Origin of the sequence: Congregibacter sp. (genome assembly GCF_045107095.1) — a bacterium.
In the GTDB taxonomy this organism is placed as follows: domain Bacteria; phylum Pseudomonadota; class Gammaproteobacteria; order Pseudomonadales; family Halieaceae; genus Congregibacter.
The window spans coordinates 15,393-33,086 of record NZ_JBGCFU010000038.1 but is presented as its reverse complement, the minus strand read 5'-3'; the positions used below and the strand labels follow the sequence as shown (position 1 = coordinate 33,086).

Annotated in this window: 15 protein-coding genes and 1 other RNA gene; 1 reads left to right on the top strand and 15 read right to left on the bottom strand. The window is 57.0% G+C overall.

Annotated features, from left to right (window positions below; genetic code table 11):
* Positions 1-5: 5 nt before the first annotated feature.
* From AB8B76_RS07705 to rsmI, 15 genes are all read right to left on the bottom strand, one after another.
* Entirely contained in the window at positions 6-812 is an 807-nt protein-coding gene (locus tag AB8B76_RS07705; RefSeq protein ID WP_405271447.1) for a cell division protein FtsQ/DivIB, read from the bottom strand.
* Entirely contained in the window at positions 812-1,759 is a 948-nt protein-coding gene (locus AB8B76_RS07700; protein ID WP_405271446.1) for a D-alanine--D-alanine ligase, read from the bottom strand. The genes AB8B76_RS07705 and AB8B76_RS07700 overlap by 1 nt, the downstream gene beginning before the upstream one ends.
* Positions 1,756-3,180 carry a UDP-N-acetylmuramate--L-alanine ligase gene (gene murC / locus AB8B76_RS07695; protein WP_405271445.1) on the bottom strand — a complete coding sequence of 475 codons (1,425 nt, stop codon included), beginning with the start codon at positions 3,178-3,180 and terminating at the stop codon, positions 1,756-1,758. Before murC ends, AB8B76_RS07700 begins: the two co-directional genes overlap by 4 nt.
* A complete protein-coding gene (murG, locus tag AB8B76_RS07690; protein ID WP_405271444.1) occupies positions 3,177-4,250 on the bottom strand; it encodes an undecaprenyldiphospho-muramoylpentapeptide beta-N-acetylglucosaminyltransferase in 1,074 nt (357 codons plus the stop codon). The genes murC and murG overlap by 4 nt, the downstream gene beginning before the upstream one ends.
* The gene (gene ftsW / locus AB8B76_RS07685) at positions 4,247-5,401 is read right to left on the bottom strand and encodes a putative lipid II flippase FtsW (protein ID WP_405271443.1); all 1,155 of its coding nucleotides are present in this window, start codon (positions 5,399-5,401) and stop codon (positions 4,247-4,249) included. Before ftsW ends, murG begins: the two co-directional genes overlap by 4 nt.
* Positions 5,398-6,747, bottom strand: coding sequence for a UDP-N-acetylmuramoyl-L-alanine--D-glutamate ligase (gene murD, locus AB8B76_RS07680; RefSeq protein WP_405271442.1), 1,350 nt, complete (start codon positions 6,745-6,747; stop codon positions 5,398-5,400). The genes ftsW and murD overlap by 4 nt, the downstream gene beginning before the upstream one ends.
* A gap of 20 nt (positions 6,748-6,767) precedes the next feature.
* Positions 6,768-7,850, bottom strand: coding sequence for a phospho-N-acetylmuramoyl-pentapeptide-transferase (gene mraY, locus AB8B76_RS07675; protein ID WP_405271440.1), 1,083 nt, complete (start codon positions 7,848-7,850; stop codon positions 6,768-6,770).
* Positions 7,844-9,220, bottom strand: a complete 1,377-nt coding sequence (gene murF / locus AB8B76_RS07670; protein WP_405271439.1) for a UDP-N-acetylmuramoyl-tripeptide--D-alanyl-D-alanine ligase — start codon at positions 9,218-9,220, stop codon at positions 7,844-7,846. The genes mraY and murF overlap by 7 nt, the downstream gene beginning before the upstream one ends.
* On the bottom strand, positions 9,217-10,692 hold the full coding sequence (locus tag AB8B76_RS07665; RefSeq protein WP_405271438.1) for a UDP-N-acetylmuramoyl-L-alanyl-D-glutamate--2,6-diaminopimelate ligase: 1,476 nt from the start codon (positions 10,690-10,692) through the stop codon (positions 9,217-9,219). Before AB8B76_RS07665 ends, murF begins: the two co-directional genes overlap by 4 nt.
* Entirely contained in the window at positions 10,689-12,413 is a 1,725-nt protein-coding gene (locus AB8B76_RS07660) for a peptidoglycan D,D-transpeptidase FtsI family protein (RefSeq protein ID WP_405271437.1), read from the bottom strand. Before AB8B76_RS07660 ends, AB8B76_RS07665 begins: the two co-directional genes overlap by 4 nt.
* Positions 12,410-12,688, bottom strand: coding sequence for a cell division protein FtsL (gene ftsL, locus AB8B76_RS07655; protein WP_405271436.1), 279 nt, complete (start codon positions 12,686-12,688; stop codon positions 12,410-12,412). Before ftsL ends, AB8B76_RS07660 begins: the two co-directional genes overlap by 4 nt.
* Positions 12,685-13,611, bottom strand: a complete 927-nt coding sequence (rsmH, locus tag AB8B76_RS07650) for a 16S rRNA (cytosine(1402)-N(4))-methyltransferase RsmH (protein ID WP_405271435.1) — start codon at positions 13,609-13,611, stop codon at positions 12,685-12,687. The genes ftsL and rsmH overlap by 4 nt, the downstream gene beginning before the upstream one ends.
* Positions 13,612-14,067 carry a division/cell wall cluster transcriptional repressor MraZ gene (mraZ, locus tag AB8B76_RS07645; RefSeq protein WP_405271434.1) on the bottom strand — a complete coding sequence of 152 codons (456 nt, stop codon included), beginning with the start codon at positions 14,065-14,067 and terminating at the stop codon, positions 13,612-13,614.
* A 377-nt stretch (positions 14,068-14,444) separates the two neighbouring features.
* Positions 14,445-14,826, bottom strand: an RNA gene (gene rnpB, locus AB8B76_RS07640) — RNase P RNA component class A.
* 79 nt (positions 14,827-14,905) lie between these two features.
* Positions 14,906-15,745, bottom strand: a complete 840-nt coding sequence (rsmI, locus tag AB8B76_RS07635) for a 16S rRNA (cytidine(1402)-2'-O)-methyltransferase (protein WP_405271433.1) — start codon at positions 15,743-15,745, stop codon at positions 14,906-14,908.
* Positions 15,746-15,814: 69 nt separating this feature from the next.
* Here rsmI and AB8B76_RS07630 point away from each other — a divergent pair, with 69 nt between their 5' ends.
* A complete protein-coding gene (locus AB8B76_RS07630) occupies positions 15,815-17,629 on the top strand; it encodes a penicillin-binding protein activator (RefSeq protein ID WP_405271432.1) in 1,815 nt (604 codons plus the stop codon).
* Positions 17,630-17,694: the final 65 nt, after the last annotated feature.

The following is a 17,694-nucleotide window of genomic DNA, read 5'->3' as shown; positions in this document are numbered from 1 at the left end:
GCTGCCTACCTACCCTGGGTGTTTTCAGTCAGACCCGCCAACTGCGGAGTCTGGTCAAATGCCACGGCCGCACCGCCGTCGTAACGCATATCTACACGCCGCACGACTCGGTCAGCATCCTGGAGGTCACTTCTCCATAGCTTCAAAAACCGCTGCAATCGAAGCGAGAAATCATGATCGCCAAGCTGCAGCTCAAGCCCGTTATCCAAACTCGCATAGAGCTGTCCGTAGTCGTCTTCACTCAGCGCAACGGGAGTCAGTGATAGTGGGCGCAGACGCTCAAGCAATCGCTGATAGTGATTCATAAGCCGTGCTTCGCTGCCGACGGGACCGCGGATTTGTGGAAGGTCCTGCCAACGCTCCCCATCGGTGACTTCAATGATTCGAGCTTCGTGATTCAGGAAAGCCTCATTGCCCCAGCGGGCGATGGGCAACTGCTCTACGACACTGACTTCCAAAGTGTCGGGAAAGCGACGACGAAGCTGTGCGGCGTACACCCAAGGCAAATCTTCGAGAGTGCTCTGTAAATCACTCAGATTGAGGAACAACAAGCCGTCTTCCAGTTCGTCGGATAGGACCTCGCGAAGTGCCTCCTGACGTAAATTCTCGAGCTTGCCGGTGACGACGATGCGCTCAACAGGCAGGCTTCGGAGCCCTTCAGCCCCCAAATACATCACACTACCGAGGACACACAGGGCTGTGACAGACACTAAAACGCTGACTCCGCTCTTCAGCCTTGCCAGAATCGCCTTAGCTCGCGAACTGGCAGTTTGCTTCGGTCGACGGCGTGAGTTTCTTCGTGATGCAGCCATCAACGTGCCCCTCCATCCAAGATGCTGACCGTTCCCCAGGACAGCAACAGTATTTCTTCGAGGAGCTCTAGAAGTGATATGCCTCCGGCCGTGGCCGCCATGGGCACCAGACTATGGTCAGTCATACCCGGGATCGTGTTCACCTCGAGAAGCTGAAACTCGCCGTTACCATCGCGCATGAGATCTACACGACCCCAAACAGAGCAATCCAGCGCATTAAAAGCCTCCAGCGCCAGCTCGCAGAGTAGTTCCTCGTCCGGCACACTCAAGCCGCAGGGAATGTGATAGCTCGTGCTGCTGCCCTTGTATTTCGCTTCGTAGTCATAAAACTCGCGCGTCGCCTCGATGCGAATCGGTGGTAGGGCACGGTCACCTAGAATCGCAACGGTGTACTCGGGTCCATCGATGAATTGCTCGGCAAGAATCCTCTCGCCGTAAACTGCTGCTGACTCACAAGCCACAGCGAAGGCGGCTGCACTGTCGACCCGAGTCATACCCAGGCTGGAACCTTCGGCGACCGGCTTGACGAATGCCGCCCCCCACTTAGACAGCAGAGCGTCAACATCGGTGTCAGCTTTCACCAACGCAAAGTCCGCGGTCGGGAGCCCCAGGCTGCGCCACAACTGCTTGCTACGGAGCTTGTCCATAGCCAGCGCTGAGCCCAAAACATTGCTCCCTGTACCCACAACACCAAGACACTGGAGTAAGCCTTGGGTACTACCATCCTCACCACCAACACCGTGCTGAATGTTGAAGGCAATATCTGTGTTACCGAGACGCTCCCACCACCTCGGCTCACCAGTATCTAGTGCCAGAGGCTGGTAGCCTCCTTTGCGCAGAGCACCAAGCACAGTCTCTGCACTCGCAAGAGAGACCTCGCGCTCCCCGGAGGTTCCGCCGAAGAGCACCGCTAAATTGAGATCGCGCAAGGCGCCGACTTCACTCATAGCTGAACCTCCCGCTCGCGAAGCTGCACAGCCAAACGGGCGATGTCTCCAGCACCCTGTGTCACCAGCACATCACCCGGCTCAAGCACATCCATGAGCAACGCTGGGACTTCCAAGGCCGTCGCTGCGTACAGCGGGTCGAGCTGTCCGCGCTGTCGGATGGAGCGAGCCAAGGAGCGACTATCCGCACCCGTGATCGTCTCTTCACCAGCGGGATACACCTCCAAAAGCACCAGGAAATCTGTGTCGGACAAGACACCCACAAAGTCGTCGTAAAGATCCCGTGTACGTGTAAAGCGGTGTGGCTGATACACCATCACAACGCGGCGCTCGGGCCAGGCCTGTCGTGCCGAGGCCAAAGTGGCAGCCACCTCCGTAGGGTGGTGCCCATAATCATCCACCAGAGTCACGAGATGACTCCCAAGCTTCACGTCTTCATACACGCTGAATCGACGACCTACCCCGCCGAAATTCGCGAGGGTGTCCTGAATCACCTGATCATCGATACCTTGATCAGTCGCGACTGCCACAGCCGCTGTTGCATTCAGGACATTATGTGCCCCGGGCATGTTGAGAGAGATGGCAAGCGCTGGGTGACCTTCCGGTCGCTCAACGGTGAATCGTGTCATCAGCCCGTCGGGCTTCAGACCTGTAATGCGATAGTCGGCGATATCGCTGAATCCATAGCCTAGTATCGGGCGGCCAAGATCTGCATCCAGTTCCGCGAGCACTGCATCATCGACACAAAGAACAGCGAGACCGTAGAAGGGAAGATTGTGTAAGAACTCGACGAAGGTTTTCCGAAGCTGCGCAAAGTCCCCTCCGTAGGTCTCCATGTGATCCGCCTCGATGTTCGTCACCACAGTCACCATGGGCTGCAAGTGCAAAAACGATGCGTCGCTTTCATCGGCCTCGGCAATAAGAAACCGGCCTGCTCCTAACTGCGCGTGTGTGCCGGTGCTGTTAACCCGTCCACCAATCACGAAGGTTGGATCGAGATCGGCCGCGGCAAAAATGGCGGCGATAAGACTGGTAGTAGTAGTCTTCCCGTGGGTACCCGCGACCGCAATGCCGTAGCGATGGCGCATAAGCTCGGCAAGCATTTCCGCGCGGCGAACCACGGGAATTCGTCGCTCCTTCGCTGCGACCAACTCATCGTTGTCCCCGTGCACCGCGCTGGATATGACAACGACGTCCGCATCGCTGACAGCTTCTGCCTGATGTCCAATAGTCACCGTCACGCCCATCTCTGCGAGATGCCGAGTCACAGCCCCATCCATAAGGTCTGAACCGCTGACAGAGAACCCCAGGTTAACCAGCACCTCGGCAATACCACTCATGCCGCTACCACCCACACCTACCATGTGGATACGACGTACCCGGCGCATCTCGGAAGCTCCTGGCATTGATGACGCCGTCATAGAGTCAATGCCTCCGCACGATCCGCAATCGCCTTGGTCGCATCAGGCCGGGCACAATTGCCCGCCGCAACAGACATAGCCGAAAGCGTGCTGTCATCGGCAAGCAGCTTGCGTAATGACGCTTCCAGTTCTTCCTCGATACTTTCCTGGGTCAGCAAAATCGCCGCACCGGCATCAACCAGAAATTGCGCGTTCGCAGTTTGGTGATCATCGATGGCGTAAGGCAATGGAATAAGTATCGATGGCCTAGCGGTCACAGCGAGCTCAGCAACAGTCAAGGCACCTGCGCGGCAAATAACAAGCTGTGCCCAGGCATAAGCTTCGGGCATATCTTCCACGTAGGGCTCGACCTGCCATTTTGCATCGGTGACCGCGGCGTAACTCGTGCGTGTGCTGTCGGCATGCTCGGGCCCGCACTGGTGGCGCCACTCGCAGTTTGAGCCCAGCAAAGCTGCTAAAACAGGAACAGCTTCATTCAATGGCCGTGCGCCCAAACTTCCCCCCAGAACCAGCACTCGTAAAGGGGACAGCTTCCTGGGCGCCCAGGGCGATAAGCTAGCCACGGCAAGCAAATCCTTGCGAACAGGGTTCCCCAGGTATTGCGTCTTTGCATACTGCGTGAGCACCTCTGGAAAGCCCGTGGCAATAACCGATGCAAAACGCGCCAGCGCTTTGTTGGCGCTCCCGGGCACGGCGTTCTGTTCCTGTAGCAACAGAGGGCGGCGCGTCAGCCAGGCAGCGAAAGCTGCGGGAAACGACGCATAACCTCCCATACCTACGACGAGCGCAGGCCGCATTCGCAACATCAACCACAGCGACTGCAGTAACGAAAAACCCAACAGCAAGATCGCGAGAATCTGCTGCAGAAAGCCCTTACCCCGAAGTCCTCGCATTGGAAGAGGAAAGAACGATATATCAGCCTCGGGCACCACTCGCGCTTCAAGCCCGCGGCGAGTGCCAATCCAGGCGAGCCGAAAACCGCGCTCACGCAGATCAAGCGCCACCGCCAGAGCGGGATACACGTGACCACCAGTTCCACCGGCCAACATCATGGCAAGAGGCGCAGTCATCGCTTACGTCCTCGCGCGGGCTGCTGCCGCTCGTGAGCAACCCGAAGCACCATGCTCAATAGCACGCAGGCCGTAATCAGGCTGGTACCGCCGTAACTGATGAGAGGCAGCGTCAGCCCCTTCGTAGGTAATAGACCGGCGCTCACGCCCATGTTTACAAAAGCCTGCCCCGAGAACATGAGTGACACGCCGAAACAGAGATAGGCAGAGAACAACTGGCCGTCTTTCTGAGCTTCCCGGCCCAGATGGAAAATGCGTAGCACCAGCGCGAGAAACAAAGCGATAAGCACAAAGGCACCCACAAACCCCGTTTCTTCCGCCCAGATGGAAAACACAAAATCGGTGTGAGCCTCAGGGAGATAAAAGAGCTTTTGCACGCTATTGCCCAGCCCCACTCCGAACCACTCACCACGCCCAAAGGCGATCAGTGATTGAATCAACTGAAAACCTGAACCAAAAGGATCTGCCCAGGGATCTGTGTAGGCTATGAGGCGCTGAAGACGATAAGGTGCCGCTTGAATCAACAACGCGCCAAGAACACCCGTAGCCGCGATAATCAGGCCCAGATGCATGAGTCGCATGCCCGCCAGAAATAGCATTCCAAAAGCGGTGGCAAACATGATCACTACAGCACCGAAGTCCGGCTCAGCTAAAAGCAGAACAGCGACCAGACCCAAAATCATTAGGGGTCTAAGCACACCCTGCCAGCTCTCTTGCAAGGCTTTACCCTGACGGACCACATAGCCGGACAGGTATACGATCATTGCGGCCTTGGCCAGCTCTGACGGCTGAAGAGTCATGGAACCCAGCGCCAACCATCGCTGGCTACCATTAACGTTGCGACCTACTCCGGGGATGAGCACAAGAATCAGCAGCAAGCTTGAGAGCAACAGTAGGAGCCAGCCGCTGCGATACCAGAGCTCTATAGGCACCTGATAGCAGATAACACCAGCCATAAGCGCAAGGGCGAGGTACACCAAATGGCGATAGCTGTGATGCCACATGTTCCCGTAGGTTGCCTCGGCATAACCCACTGACGCCGAGGTGATAGCAATCAACCCTATGAGCAACAAAGCCACCGCTATAGAAAGCAACATCAGATCCGGCAGCCGACCCACATCGACGACAGCTGCTGTCCGCGCGGTATTCATGAGTCAACCGCCCCCAGAACCAACTGCTTGTAACATTCGCCCCGCGCCCCATAGCTATCAAACTGATCGAAGCTTGCGCATGCGGGCGAGAGCAGCACTATGTCTCCAGGCTTCGCAGAACCGCGGGCAAGCTTGACCGCGTTTTCAAGAGTGCCGGCGCTAACCAGCTCGCTCGCATCGCCCAGAGCTCCCGCCAGGGCATCGGATGCCTCACCGATCAGCAGGACGCGATCACAGTGCTTTGCAACAGCTGGCTTCAACACTCGAAAATCCGCATCTTTGTCCCGCCCACCCGCGATCAAGATAAGGCGGTGGGACGCCCCCATACCCTCAATGGCTGCGAGTGCTGCACCAACGTTTGTCGCTTTGGAGTCATTAATCCAGCGTATGCCATCATGATCCAGCACCAACTCACAGCGATGTTCCAAACCCGGAAAACTGCGAAGCACCTCCAACATGGCCTTCACAGGGAGATCAATAGCCGACCCCAAAGCCAGGGCGGCCAGGGCGTTGGCGATATTGTGTCGTCCAGGTAAAGCCAGGTCGGCAGCCTTGATCAACGGCTCGAACCCCTTCACTAGAGTCGCTTCGCCATCTATGTCTCTAAGCCCGAAACCATGGAAATCGGGCTCTCCCAGACGCCAGCTCACTTGGGAACGATCCGCTGCCAGCGGAGGAATGGTGAGAGGGTCATCAAGATTGAAAACCACCTTGCGCGAACCATTAAAGATTCTGTGCTTGGCCTGGTGGTAGCGCGGCATACTGCCGTGACGATCCAAATGATCGGGCGTCACGTTAAGCACCGTAGCAACCTCCAGGTTCAAAGCACTCGCGCGCTCTAACTGAAAGCTCGACAGCTCCAACACATAGAATTCGTTGTCATCGGAAAGCAGATCCAGCGCGGGAACGCCAAGATTCCCCCCCACACCCACATGATGGCCGGCCGCTTTGATCATGGCGCCCAGCATTTCTGTCACTGTGGATTTGGCATTTGAACCAGTAATACCAATGACCGGTGCCTTCGCGGCTGCGACAAAGAGATCTATATCGCCACAAAGCCTGGCTCCCGCATCCACCGCCTGCTTTAGCCACGGCTCATCGATGGAAATGCCGGGACTGACGATAAGTTCGGCTGCGGTATCCAATACATCCTGAACGTTGTTACCAAGCATTACCGGCACCTGCGGTAATTCATCACGCAACTGTTCGAGCCCGGGAGGCCTTTCCCGGGTATCCACCACCGAGAACTCCTCACCTTGGCGCGCCAAGTATCGAGCCACGGACAAACCTGTCACACCGAGACCAACCACGACTTTGCGACGTGTACTGCTGATGAGAGACGACATATCTTTGGCCACCACACCCATCACCGCAGCTTCAACGTGGCTAGACCGAACAGCACCAGCATGACAGTGATAATCCAGAAGCGGACGATCACTCGCGGCTCAGGCCAACCTTTCAATTCGTAGTGGTGATGAATGGGCGCCATTCGGAAAAGTCGACGACCCGTTAGCTTGAACGAGGCCACCTGAAGAATAACGGACACTGTCTCGAGGACAAAAATGCCGCCCATGATAAAGAACACGATCTCGTGGCGCGTGATGACTGCAACGGTACCCAGCGCGGCTCCGAGAGCAAGCGCTCCCACATCACCCATGAACACTTGTGCGGGATAGGTGTTAAACCAAAGGAAGCCAAGACCCGCGCCGGCGATACTCCCGCAGAACACGGAAAGCTCTCCACTGCCCGCTACGTAGGGAATTTGCAGGTAGTCTGCAAAATTGACATTACCCGTCAAGTACGCGATCAGACCAAGCGCAGTCCCGACCAACACCGTGGGCAGGATAGCCAGGCCATCAAGGCCATCGGTCAGATTCACGGCGTTACTGGCGCCTACAATCACAAAGTACGTGAGCACGACGAACAGCACTCCCATAGAAATCGCGATATCTTTAAAGAAGGGAATGTAAAGCTGCGTCGTTACCGGACTGTCGGAGTTCATGTACAGAAAAACGGCCGCAGATAGTCCTGCTACAGACTGCCAGAGGTATTTCCAGCGCGCAGGCAAGCCTCTGGGATTTCGCTCTACGACTTTTCGATAGTCATCTACCCATCCCACCGCACCGAAGGCGGCTGTCACCAAGAGGGCAACCCAGACATACGCGTTAGACAGATCGGCCCAGAGCAGCGTGCTGATTGCAATAGCGACAAGAATCAATGCGCCGCCCATAGTGGGCGTTCCGGATTTTTCCAGATGGGACTGGGGACCGTCGCTACGTACCGCCTGCCCCACCTGGTGATAGCTGAGGCGACGAATCATCACGGGGCCCACCAGCAGCGAGATAAGCAGTGCCGTGCCTGCGGCAAGAATCCCTCGAAGCGTCAGGTACTGAAACACGCGGAAGGCAGACTCAAACTGCGCCAGGTAATCTGCCAGGATCATCAGCATGAGCGACCCTCCGACGCGAGGCCGCGAAGCTCCGCGAGCACTGACTCCATGGCAGCACCTCTAGAGCCTTTCACCAGAACGGTGTCACTGTGCTCAAGCAGTACCGGCAGATCCGGCGTCACGGCCTCCCGCGAGGGGTACCAGTGTCCAGAGGCACCAAAGGCATCTACCGCCGGCTTCAGTGCATCGCCTATTCCCACAAACTGCGAGATGCCCCGCTCCTTGGCGAGCGCGCCCATCTCCGCATGGCGTTGCGGACTCTCTTCACCCAGCTCCAGCATTTCCCCAAGAACCAGCAAGCTTCTGCCTTGAGTGCCTACTAATAGATCAATAGCAGCGCGCACCGAACCCGGGTTGGCGTTGTAGCTATCGTCGATAAGAACTTTGCCACTGCCCAATTGCTCGGCCTGCAAGCGACCCGGCTCACTCTCGGCCAATTCCAGTCCCGCGACGATCTGCCCAAGACTTAGACCTGAGGCTCGTGCGAGTGCTGCCGCCGCTAATGCGTTAGATACGTTGTGGCGACCCGGTAGGGGGAAACTCACGCCCCGACTTTCGCCGCCCATGTGTAATACGAAGTCACTGCCCTTAAGGCCATGGTCGGTCAGATCAGAAATAGTAATGTCGCCGCCACTGGCAAGGGAGTACGTCACACTGGCAGCGCCGGCTTTCGCAACACGCTCCCGCCAAAGGTCCACCCAGGGCTGGTCGAGATTCAAAACCGCGAAACCATCGCTGCCCAGGCCGTCATAGATCTCGGCCTTAATGTCCGCCACGTCTGCGACGCTCCCGAAGCCCTCGAGGTGAGCCTCCATAGCATTCAAAACAGTGGTAATAGATGGCCGAGCCAGTGCGCAAAGATGAGCGATGTCGCCGCGACGAGTAGCCCCCATTTCGACGATCGCGTAGCGAGTCTGATCTTCGATTCGAGAAAGAGTGAGAGGTACACCGATCTCGTTGTTGTAGTTACCCGAGGTCGCTACGGTGGCTCCCGCCTGGCTGAATATACTGCGACACAGATTTTTCACTGTGGTCTTTCCACAGCTTCCAGTGATGGCGACAACTATGCTTTGCGACAAGTCACGACTGGCTCGCCCAAGCTCTGATAGTGCCGACAGACAGCTTGAGACAAGAAGGCAGGGAATGCTCGCATCCACTGGTCGCTCCACCAACGCAGCAACGGCACCATTGGCTATGGCTGCATCGATGTAGTCATGGCCATCGACGCGCTCCCCTGGCAGCGCGACGAACAAGTCACCGCGGCCAATGGCACGGGAATCGATGGCCACGCCAGATACTGCTAAAGCTGACCCCGTGTAGGCGGCGCCTACACGTTCAGCAATAACTGGCAGCGTCAATGCGGACATCATGCCGCGTTCCTCGCCAGTATTTGCTGTGCAATGGCCGTATCGCTGAATGAGAATCGCTGATCACCAACAATTTGATAATCCTCGTGTCCCTTCCCCGCAATGAGCACACAGTCATCCGGCCCTGCGGACTCAAGCGCCATACGAATGGCATCCGCTCGATCAGCGCAGACGATGTATTTACCGGACATTGCTGCTTCCACGTCGGCAATGATCGCCATAGGATCTTCACCACGAGGGTTGTCACTGGTGATAACCGCATTGTCAGCGTTAGCCGAAACCACCTCAGCCATCAACGCACGCTTACCTTTATCGCGATCCCCGCCGCAACCAAAGACTGCGATGAGAGAACCTGCACACTGCTCCCGTAGCGCCAGCAACACCTGCCTCAAGGCATCAGGTGTATGCGCGTAGTCCACAACCACCAAGGGGCCGCCCGCACCGCGAATGGGCTGCATACGGCCCGGCACTGACTGCAGGCCTTCAACGGCCGTCATTACGGAATCGAATGGCACACCGGCTTGCAACGCTGCTGTCAGCGCTGCAAGCAAGTTCGCAGCATTGAACTTACCCAACAAGGGACATTTGAGCGATGCGTTGCCCCAGGGGCTCTCGAATTTAAGCTGAAGCCCGGCACTGCTCAGCCGCAAGTTACTGAGTCGCACATCGGCAGACTGCGTATGAACGCCGTAACGAAGGACCGCCACATCAGCCGAAATCTTCTGCGCGAGGTCTTCACTAAAAGGGTCATCGGCATTGAGAACAGCCGTGCGTAGTGAATCAAATGCAAACAGCCTGGCTTTCGCTTCGCCGTAGGACTGCATGTCACCGTGATAGTCGAGATGATCGCGGGTCAGATTCGTAAAGATCGCCGAGTCAACATCGAGGCCGTTCAGACGACCCTGATCAAGCGCGTGAGATGACACCTCCATACTGACGAAAGGCACAGCCTGCCCCGCCCAGCCCGCCAGAATCTCTTGCAGAGCGATGGAGTCTGGCGTGGTGTGGATACTGTCTTGCACGTCCCCGGTTAGAGACGAGCCGAGGGTACCTATTACGCCGCAGTCATAACCTGCGCTGCGCACAAGTTGCGCGAACAACTGGCTCACTGTGGTTTTACCGTTCGTTCCGGTCACCGCCGCCACATGCATCTGCCGACTCGGATCCCGGTAGTAACGTCCGGCGATCTCGCAAAGCTTGTGGCGCAAGCGAGGAACGACTACGGCCGGAAGCGGCGCACCCTCCCCAGGAATAGCATCTTCTACTAACGCCGCTGCGGCACCCAGGTCAGCCGCTTGCTTTAAAAACTCCCGACCGTCTTGCGACGCCCCGCGCAAAGCGACGAACAAATCACCCTTTTTGACCGTGCGGCTATCCAGACTTATGCCGGCAATATCAAGCTGTGGAACATCGCTCGCCATACCATCGAGCAATAGAGGTAGTGCACGGCAGGTATCAGCAATGGCGGACGTCATGCTCCCCCTCCTGCTGCAACGGCGAGCATTTCTTCGGGGGCTTCCAGACTGGGTGCTACACCCAAGAGGCGAAGCGTCTCTGCCGCGACTCGCGCAAACACGGGCGCCGCCGCGGAGCCTCCGCCATAGTTGTCGCCCTTCGGTCGGTCAAGGACCACAACAGAGACAAACCGTGGGTCCTCAATGGGCGCCATGCCTACAAATAGCGCAACGTACTGGTCATCCAGATAGCCGCCTGCACCGACCTTGTGTACCGTGCCCGTTTTTCCGCCCACTTCGTAGCCTGGGACCCGGGCTTTACGAGCTGTCCCCTGAGAGCCCGTGACTTCGTGCAGAACATCACGCACCTTGGCAGCTATCTGAGCATCAACAACACGCTCACTGCGAACATCCACCGCCTCTCTCTGTAGCAACGAGAGCTCTGGCAATAAACCACCATTCGCAAAAACTGCGTAAGCCCGGGCAATCTGCAAGGGTGTTGCCGTCAGGCCATAGCCGAAAGCCAGAGTAACCTGCTCAATAGGACGCCACTTTGGACGCTGGGGAAGCAGACCTGAACTCTCTCCAGGAAAGCCCGTAGCTGTCGCCTGCCCTAAACCAAAACGATTAAATACATCCCAGATTGGCTCATGACCAATATCCAGTGCGATTTTGGTGATCCCCACCTGACTGGATTTCTCCACCACGCGCGACAGCGTGATTTCTCCGTAATTGCGGGGGTCCGGCAGAACCTTCCGTCCCACGCGAATGCGGCCGGGACTTGTGTCAATGAGCGTGGTGGTGTCGTAACGGCCGGACTCCAAGGCCGCCACAAGAGTCAAAGGCTTCATTGTAGAGCCGGGCTCAAATACGTCAGTCAACGCGCGATTGCGCGTCTGACTCATGGTGACGGTGCTGCGATTGTTGGGATTAAAATCAGGATAACTAGCGCTCGCGAGGACCTCACCCGTTTGACTATCAATGGTGACGATCACCCCCGCTTCGGCACCCGTCACTTTTACTGCACGACTAAGCTCACGGTGGAGCAAGTACTGCAAACGCAGATCAATAGATAATTGCAGGTTGCGCCCGGGACGCACAGGCTCCACAACGCCAATATCGCGCACGGCATCTCCATGGAGATCCTTGATGTAGCGCTTTTTCCCTGCATGCCCACGAAGCCATTCGTCATAGGCCAGCTCGAGACCTGCAACACCCTTGCCATCTACGTTTGTCATTCCCACCAGCTGCGCTGCAACCTCGCCCGCTGGGTAAAAGCGACGATACTCACGCTCCGCACGGACCCCACGGATGTTCAGTGCGAGCACCTCTCTCGCCTGATCCGGGATCAAATGCCGACGCAAATACATAAACTGACGACCGGAATACCGCGACAGGCGGTCTTCAAGCTCTCCTGCACCAAGATCCAGCGCAGAAGCAAGCTCAGGCAGGCGATCACTACCCTTGAGTACCTTAGGATTTGCCCACAGAGAGATAACCGGCGTACTCACAGCCAGAGGCTCGCCTCTGCGATCCGTAATCAGACCGCGATAGGCTGGAAGCTCAGCGGTGCGCAACATGCGCATATCGCCCTGACGCTTGAGAAAATCAACGCCGCGGCCCGTATCCAGAACCTGAAGAGACAAGACTCGACCAACCAGCGCAAGAAACATCAATACCAGCATGGCAATGACGACATAGGCTCGCCAGCTCTGCACGCTTGCTTTGGTGGCCTTACTCATTTCGCCACCAAACGGGTTTGATCGTGACCAGGAGCAACAAGACCCAGCGCCTCACCTGCCTCACTTTCAATCCGATAGTGTGAGGCCAAGGTGCTTTGCTCGAGGAGCAGACGACTGTACTCCTCCTCCAGATACCAACGCTGCGCCTCCAGGTCCTGAAGCTGCGCATAGAAGCTGCGACTGCTGTGCGTACTTCCGATAATCGAAAACGCACTTATCAGCACAAGCGTCAGCGCCAACGCAGCCCACAAGGGCTTCACCAGCGCGGCGCTCATGCGAGCTTCTCCGCACATCGCATAATGGCACTACGAGATCTTGGGTTACCTGACACTTCGCTATCGCTGGCTCGCATCGCCTTGCCAAGGAGACGCATTTGAGCACCCGACTCCGCATCTCTGACAGGTAGGTTTCGAGGCAGCTGAGGGCCACGACTCATGTCTCGAAAATGGCGCTTCACGAGACGATCTTCCAGAGAGTGAAAACTGATCACGACCAAACGACCGCCAACACTGAGCACTGACAGCGCCAGCGCTAACAAATCGGCGAGATCATCAAGCTCACGGTTCACGCGAATGCGGATCGCCTGAAAAGCTCTCGTCGCAGGATGCTTGTGCTTTTCCCAGCGAGGGTGCGCGTCGCGAACAATCGTCGCTAACTGCGCTGTTCGGGTAAGCGGAGACTCTTCCCGTGCTTTAACAATGGCTCCAGCAATACGCTTGGCATATCGCTCTTCACCGTAGTCACGAAGCACATCGACTATCTCCTGCTCTGGTGCTGATGCGATCCAATCAGCAGCGGACTCGCCGCGACTGCGGTCCATGCGCATATCCAGCGGTCCATCTTGCTGGAAGCTAAAGCCCCGCTCGGCCTGATCTAATTGAGGGCTCGACACACCGAGATCTAAAAGAATCCCATCCACCTCACCAAGGCCCCGCGCCTTAAGAAGCTCAGGCAGTGCGGCAAAAGAATCTCGCGCAAAGGTAAAACGATTGTCATGCGCTGCAAGGTCAAGCGCCTCACGCTCCGCCTCTTCATCTTTGTCACAGGCAAAGAGATGGCCTTTTTCGTCAAGGCGGCTAAGAATTTCGCGACTGTGCCCGCCACGGCCGAAGGTACCGTCGACATAAAGGCCGGCGGGGCTGCTTACCAGCGCGTCCACCGCTTCGTGCAACAATACAGTTTCATGGGGGGCTGCCATCTAGAGGGGCAGATTCATCAGCTCGTCGGGCCATGGCTCATCCACCCCGACATCTTCCAGCGCCTTATCACGCTCAACGATCCAGAGCTCCTCACTCCAGAGTTCCATCTTGTTGCCCTGACCAACCAGCACGAGCTTCTTCTCGAGCTGCGCATATTCGCGAAGCGAGGGCGGCAACAGCATCCTTCCATTACTATCGAGCTGAATGTCGGTTGCATATCCCAGCATCAATCGCTGGAATCGTTTTACGGCAGGATTTAGAGAGGGTAGTTTCTGTAGGTCTTGCTCGATACGCTCCCAGGCTGGGAGAGGATAAATACACAAACAGGAGGTCTGGGTATCGATAGTCACAACAATTTCGCCGGCACACTGACTCAGCAGCGGTTCACGCTGACGCGAAGGTATCGCAAGGCGACCCTTTGCATCCATATTGATGTGCTGAACACCACGGAACACTAGTTATTAACCCCTTTATTCTGATGAATTCCACAAATCACCAGAATTACCCACTTCTCTCCACTTCCCGACACTATAGGTGTACGGGAAAGCTGAAGTCAAGCCGGAATCCGCAAAAAAGCCTGTTATTTCAGGGGTTTGGGCGTCAATCGGCGGGGGTTTCGAGGCATTTTTCCGCCCCACGTGGCGCGGTAAAAAATCACAAAAACAGCACTCTAAGGCATTAACCTGAGTTTTTACTTTAACTTAAAGTTCGTTTGATTATTTTGCAGGGCGGTTTTAGGCGAATTCCGTCTAAACGTTTCACCTGAACAAAGAAAATGCTGCCACGAGAGCACTACAACAGGGCTGAAGAACTCTCATGACGCAGGGGAAATTAGAGGAGTTGGCCGATAAGCCGGGTTCTGTCGAGAACGATCATTCATCTGGGACCAGCGTCACCGCTCGCCTCTAGCGACCTACCCGAATCCACTGCGGGCCGCAGCAAACGGATTCCTATTTGGTCTTGCTCCAGGTGGGGTTTACCATCGCCACGCCTGTTACCAGCCGCGCGGTGCGCTCTTACCGCACCTTTTCACCCTTACTTTCGTCACAAAACAGCCTTGAGCGGCCCTGTAAAAAAAGCGGTATCCTTTCTGTTGCACTTTCCGTGGGCTCACACCCCCCAGGCGTTACCTGGCACCCTGCCCTATGGAGCCCGGACTTTCCTCCGTACCTCGTGTCAAAGACACGACATACCGCGATCGCCTGGCCAACTCCGCGCGCAGAGTATCGACACGGCGGCAAAGGCGCAAGCGCCACAGTCCTCAAAAGCCACAATCCTCAAAAGCGCCGGGGGTCAGCCCGGGCGATGCTGCAGTAGATAGTCGTAGAGCTGCCGGCTGGGCAGACCCGAGTAGCCCGCAACCAGCTTCGCGGCTTTTCGCGCAGGCATATGCTCGGCGATCCCTAGCAGCAACTCGCCCAAAGCGGGGTCCAATTGAGCGTTCCGCTCATCTTTGCCGGGTGCCAGAAGAAGCACTATTTCACCGCGACTTTGGTTGGTGTCATCCCGCACCCAGTCACAGAGCTCTCGAAGAGGTGCGCGCCGGATAGTTTCAAAGCTCTTGGTCAGCTCTCTCGCGAGCGCAGCCTCCCTGTCACCCCCCATTACAGATTGCATGTCTTCCAGTGTCGCGACGATTCGGTGGGGCGCTTCGTAAAAAATGAGCGTCGCATCCGCATGTGCGAGCGCTTCCAGTCGGCGCTTCCGCGCTTCACCGCGATTTGGCAGAAAACCCTCGAAGGCAAAACGATCACTGGGTAAGCCGGAGCCGGAAAGCCCCACTATTGCGGCACAGGGCCCTGGCAAAGGGACGATCTTCAAGCCTGCTTCCTGCATAACCCGAACCAGTCGGTACCCGGGATCGGAAATCGTTGGAGTACCGGCATCAGAGACCAGCGCGATTGACTCGCCTCCAGCAATGCGCGCGGCTAACTGCTCCGCAACTTGCGGCGCACTGTGCTCGTGGTAAGCGAGCATGGGGGTCTTGATGCCCTCGCCACTCAATAGCTGACCCGTGCGCCGCGTATCCTCCGCAGCGATACAACTCACGCCAGAGAGAACCTCTATTGCCCGCCGGGAAACATCGCCGAGATTGCCGATGGGCGTAGCTACAATGTAGAGCGCCGGTTCCAAGTGAGACAGGCTTCCTTATAATGCGATGATCTGCGCGGCGAAGGCCGCATCTTTAGAATCGAGGATAGCATGCTGAGCTTGTCCCACTGCTGGCGGAACGGTCTAATCGGAGCGATTTTTACCGCCCTGCTAAGCGCCTGCGCATCAACGCCCGGCGACCTACCGGATCGAGCCGGCTTTCCTGGCGAATCCCCAACCATAGCGACAAAGCCATCGCAACCAGACACGACCACTGACCCTCTCTTGGTTGAGACTGTCACGATGGATGAAGAACTGTTTGCTGCAACGCGAGCCGCCCTGCGCGACGGTGACTGGCTCGCGGCAACGCTGGCACTCCCCGCGCTGGAAGCGCAAGGCCCGGATATTGCGTTTGAACCAAGCGCAGCATCAACCGCCGTAACTGCGCTGTGGATCGACTACTACAAAGCGCGTATTGCCCATTTAAGAGGCGACCTCTCGACCCACGACTCGGCGATGAGCGCGTTAAAGAAACAGTCGTTACCGAGCGATCTTCGCCGCGACCTCCTTCTTCACGAACTGGACGTCGCGAAGAAACAGGGAGACAGTGCCCGGCAACTGGGGCTTAGCCTCCTCTTATCGTCTATGCCCAGGACAGATACGGCCGCTGACACAGAACTACGCGACGCTGTCTGGAGCGCCGCCCAGCGACTTCGCAATGAGAACTCCGCACCTGCCGCCTTCGATCCGCAGACTCAAGGATGGATGGATCTCGCCACCGCAAGCATTATCGACAGCCCTCTGGAGAACGCGGCCGCCCTGGCTGCATGGGAGGCACAATACCCGGAACACAGCGCAAGAACTCATGCTGAGTCATTGCGGGACGCAGCTCTTTTAGATGCACAGACAAGCAAACTAACACTCGTCCTCCCTCTTTCGGGCCCCCTTGAGAAAGCGGGAGCCGCTGTAAGCCAAGGGTTTATTGACGGCTTCTTTGCGGCACAACAGGCAGGTCTCACCATTGATGTACTGGACAGCCGCCGATTTGAGACCATCAGCGCAGCCTACCTTCAGGCCCAGGAAAACGGAGCCAGTGTCATAGTGGGGCCGCTAGGCAAGTTACAGGTAGAGGAATTGTTAGCGCAGCCTGACTTAAACGTGCCCGTCTTGACACTCAATCGCCCAACATTCCCTACAGGACCGAACCCCAGTGCTCTGCTCCTATCTCTGGCCCCCGAAGATGAGGCGCGTCAGTTAGCCGAAGATGCGTTCGCGAGCGGCTCTCGTCGCGCCTTGGTGATTCGACCTGAAGGCGACTGGGGTGAGCGCATGGAAGCCGCCCTCGGCGAGCATTGGCGTCGACTCGGAGGACAGGTTCCAAGCACGGCGATCTATGATAAAGCCAGCACTCACTCTCCGGCGATCCGCGACGCACTCGGGCTTGGCGATAGTGCGCGGCGAAGCACCGCGATCCGCTCTCTCTTCAACGAGAAAGTAGAAACAGCCGGACGGCGCAGGGAAGATCTGGATGCCGTGTTTTTACTAAGCAAGAGCAGCGACGAAGCACGGGCACTCAAACCGCTCATCAACTACCACTATGCGGGCGACCTACCCGTTTATGCATTATCGACAGCAGACAGCGGCACAGGTAACACCGCGCTCAATCGAGACCTTGGTGGTCTAAAGCTGCTAGCTATGCCTTGGAGAATGAACCCCCGAGGAATCAGTGCCGAGGATAACTCCGCAGCGCTTCATGCCCTGGGCACCGATGCTTATGCTCTTGCCCGCCGCTGGTGGCGTATGCGCAGTGCCGCTACCCCCCTTTACTTTGGACTCACCGCCGAACTGCGCTCAACGCCCGACGGCCTTCTAGAGCGACGATTAAACATGGCCGAATTTAACCGAGGCGAACTGCGCCCTCGCTAACCTAGACTAACTCCTCAGTCGCCGGGTGCTTCAACAGGGGCATTTATCGGCGAGGCAATTGCATA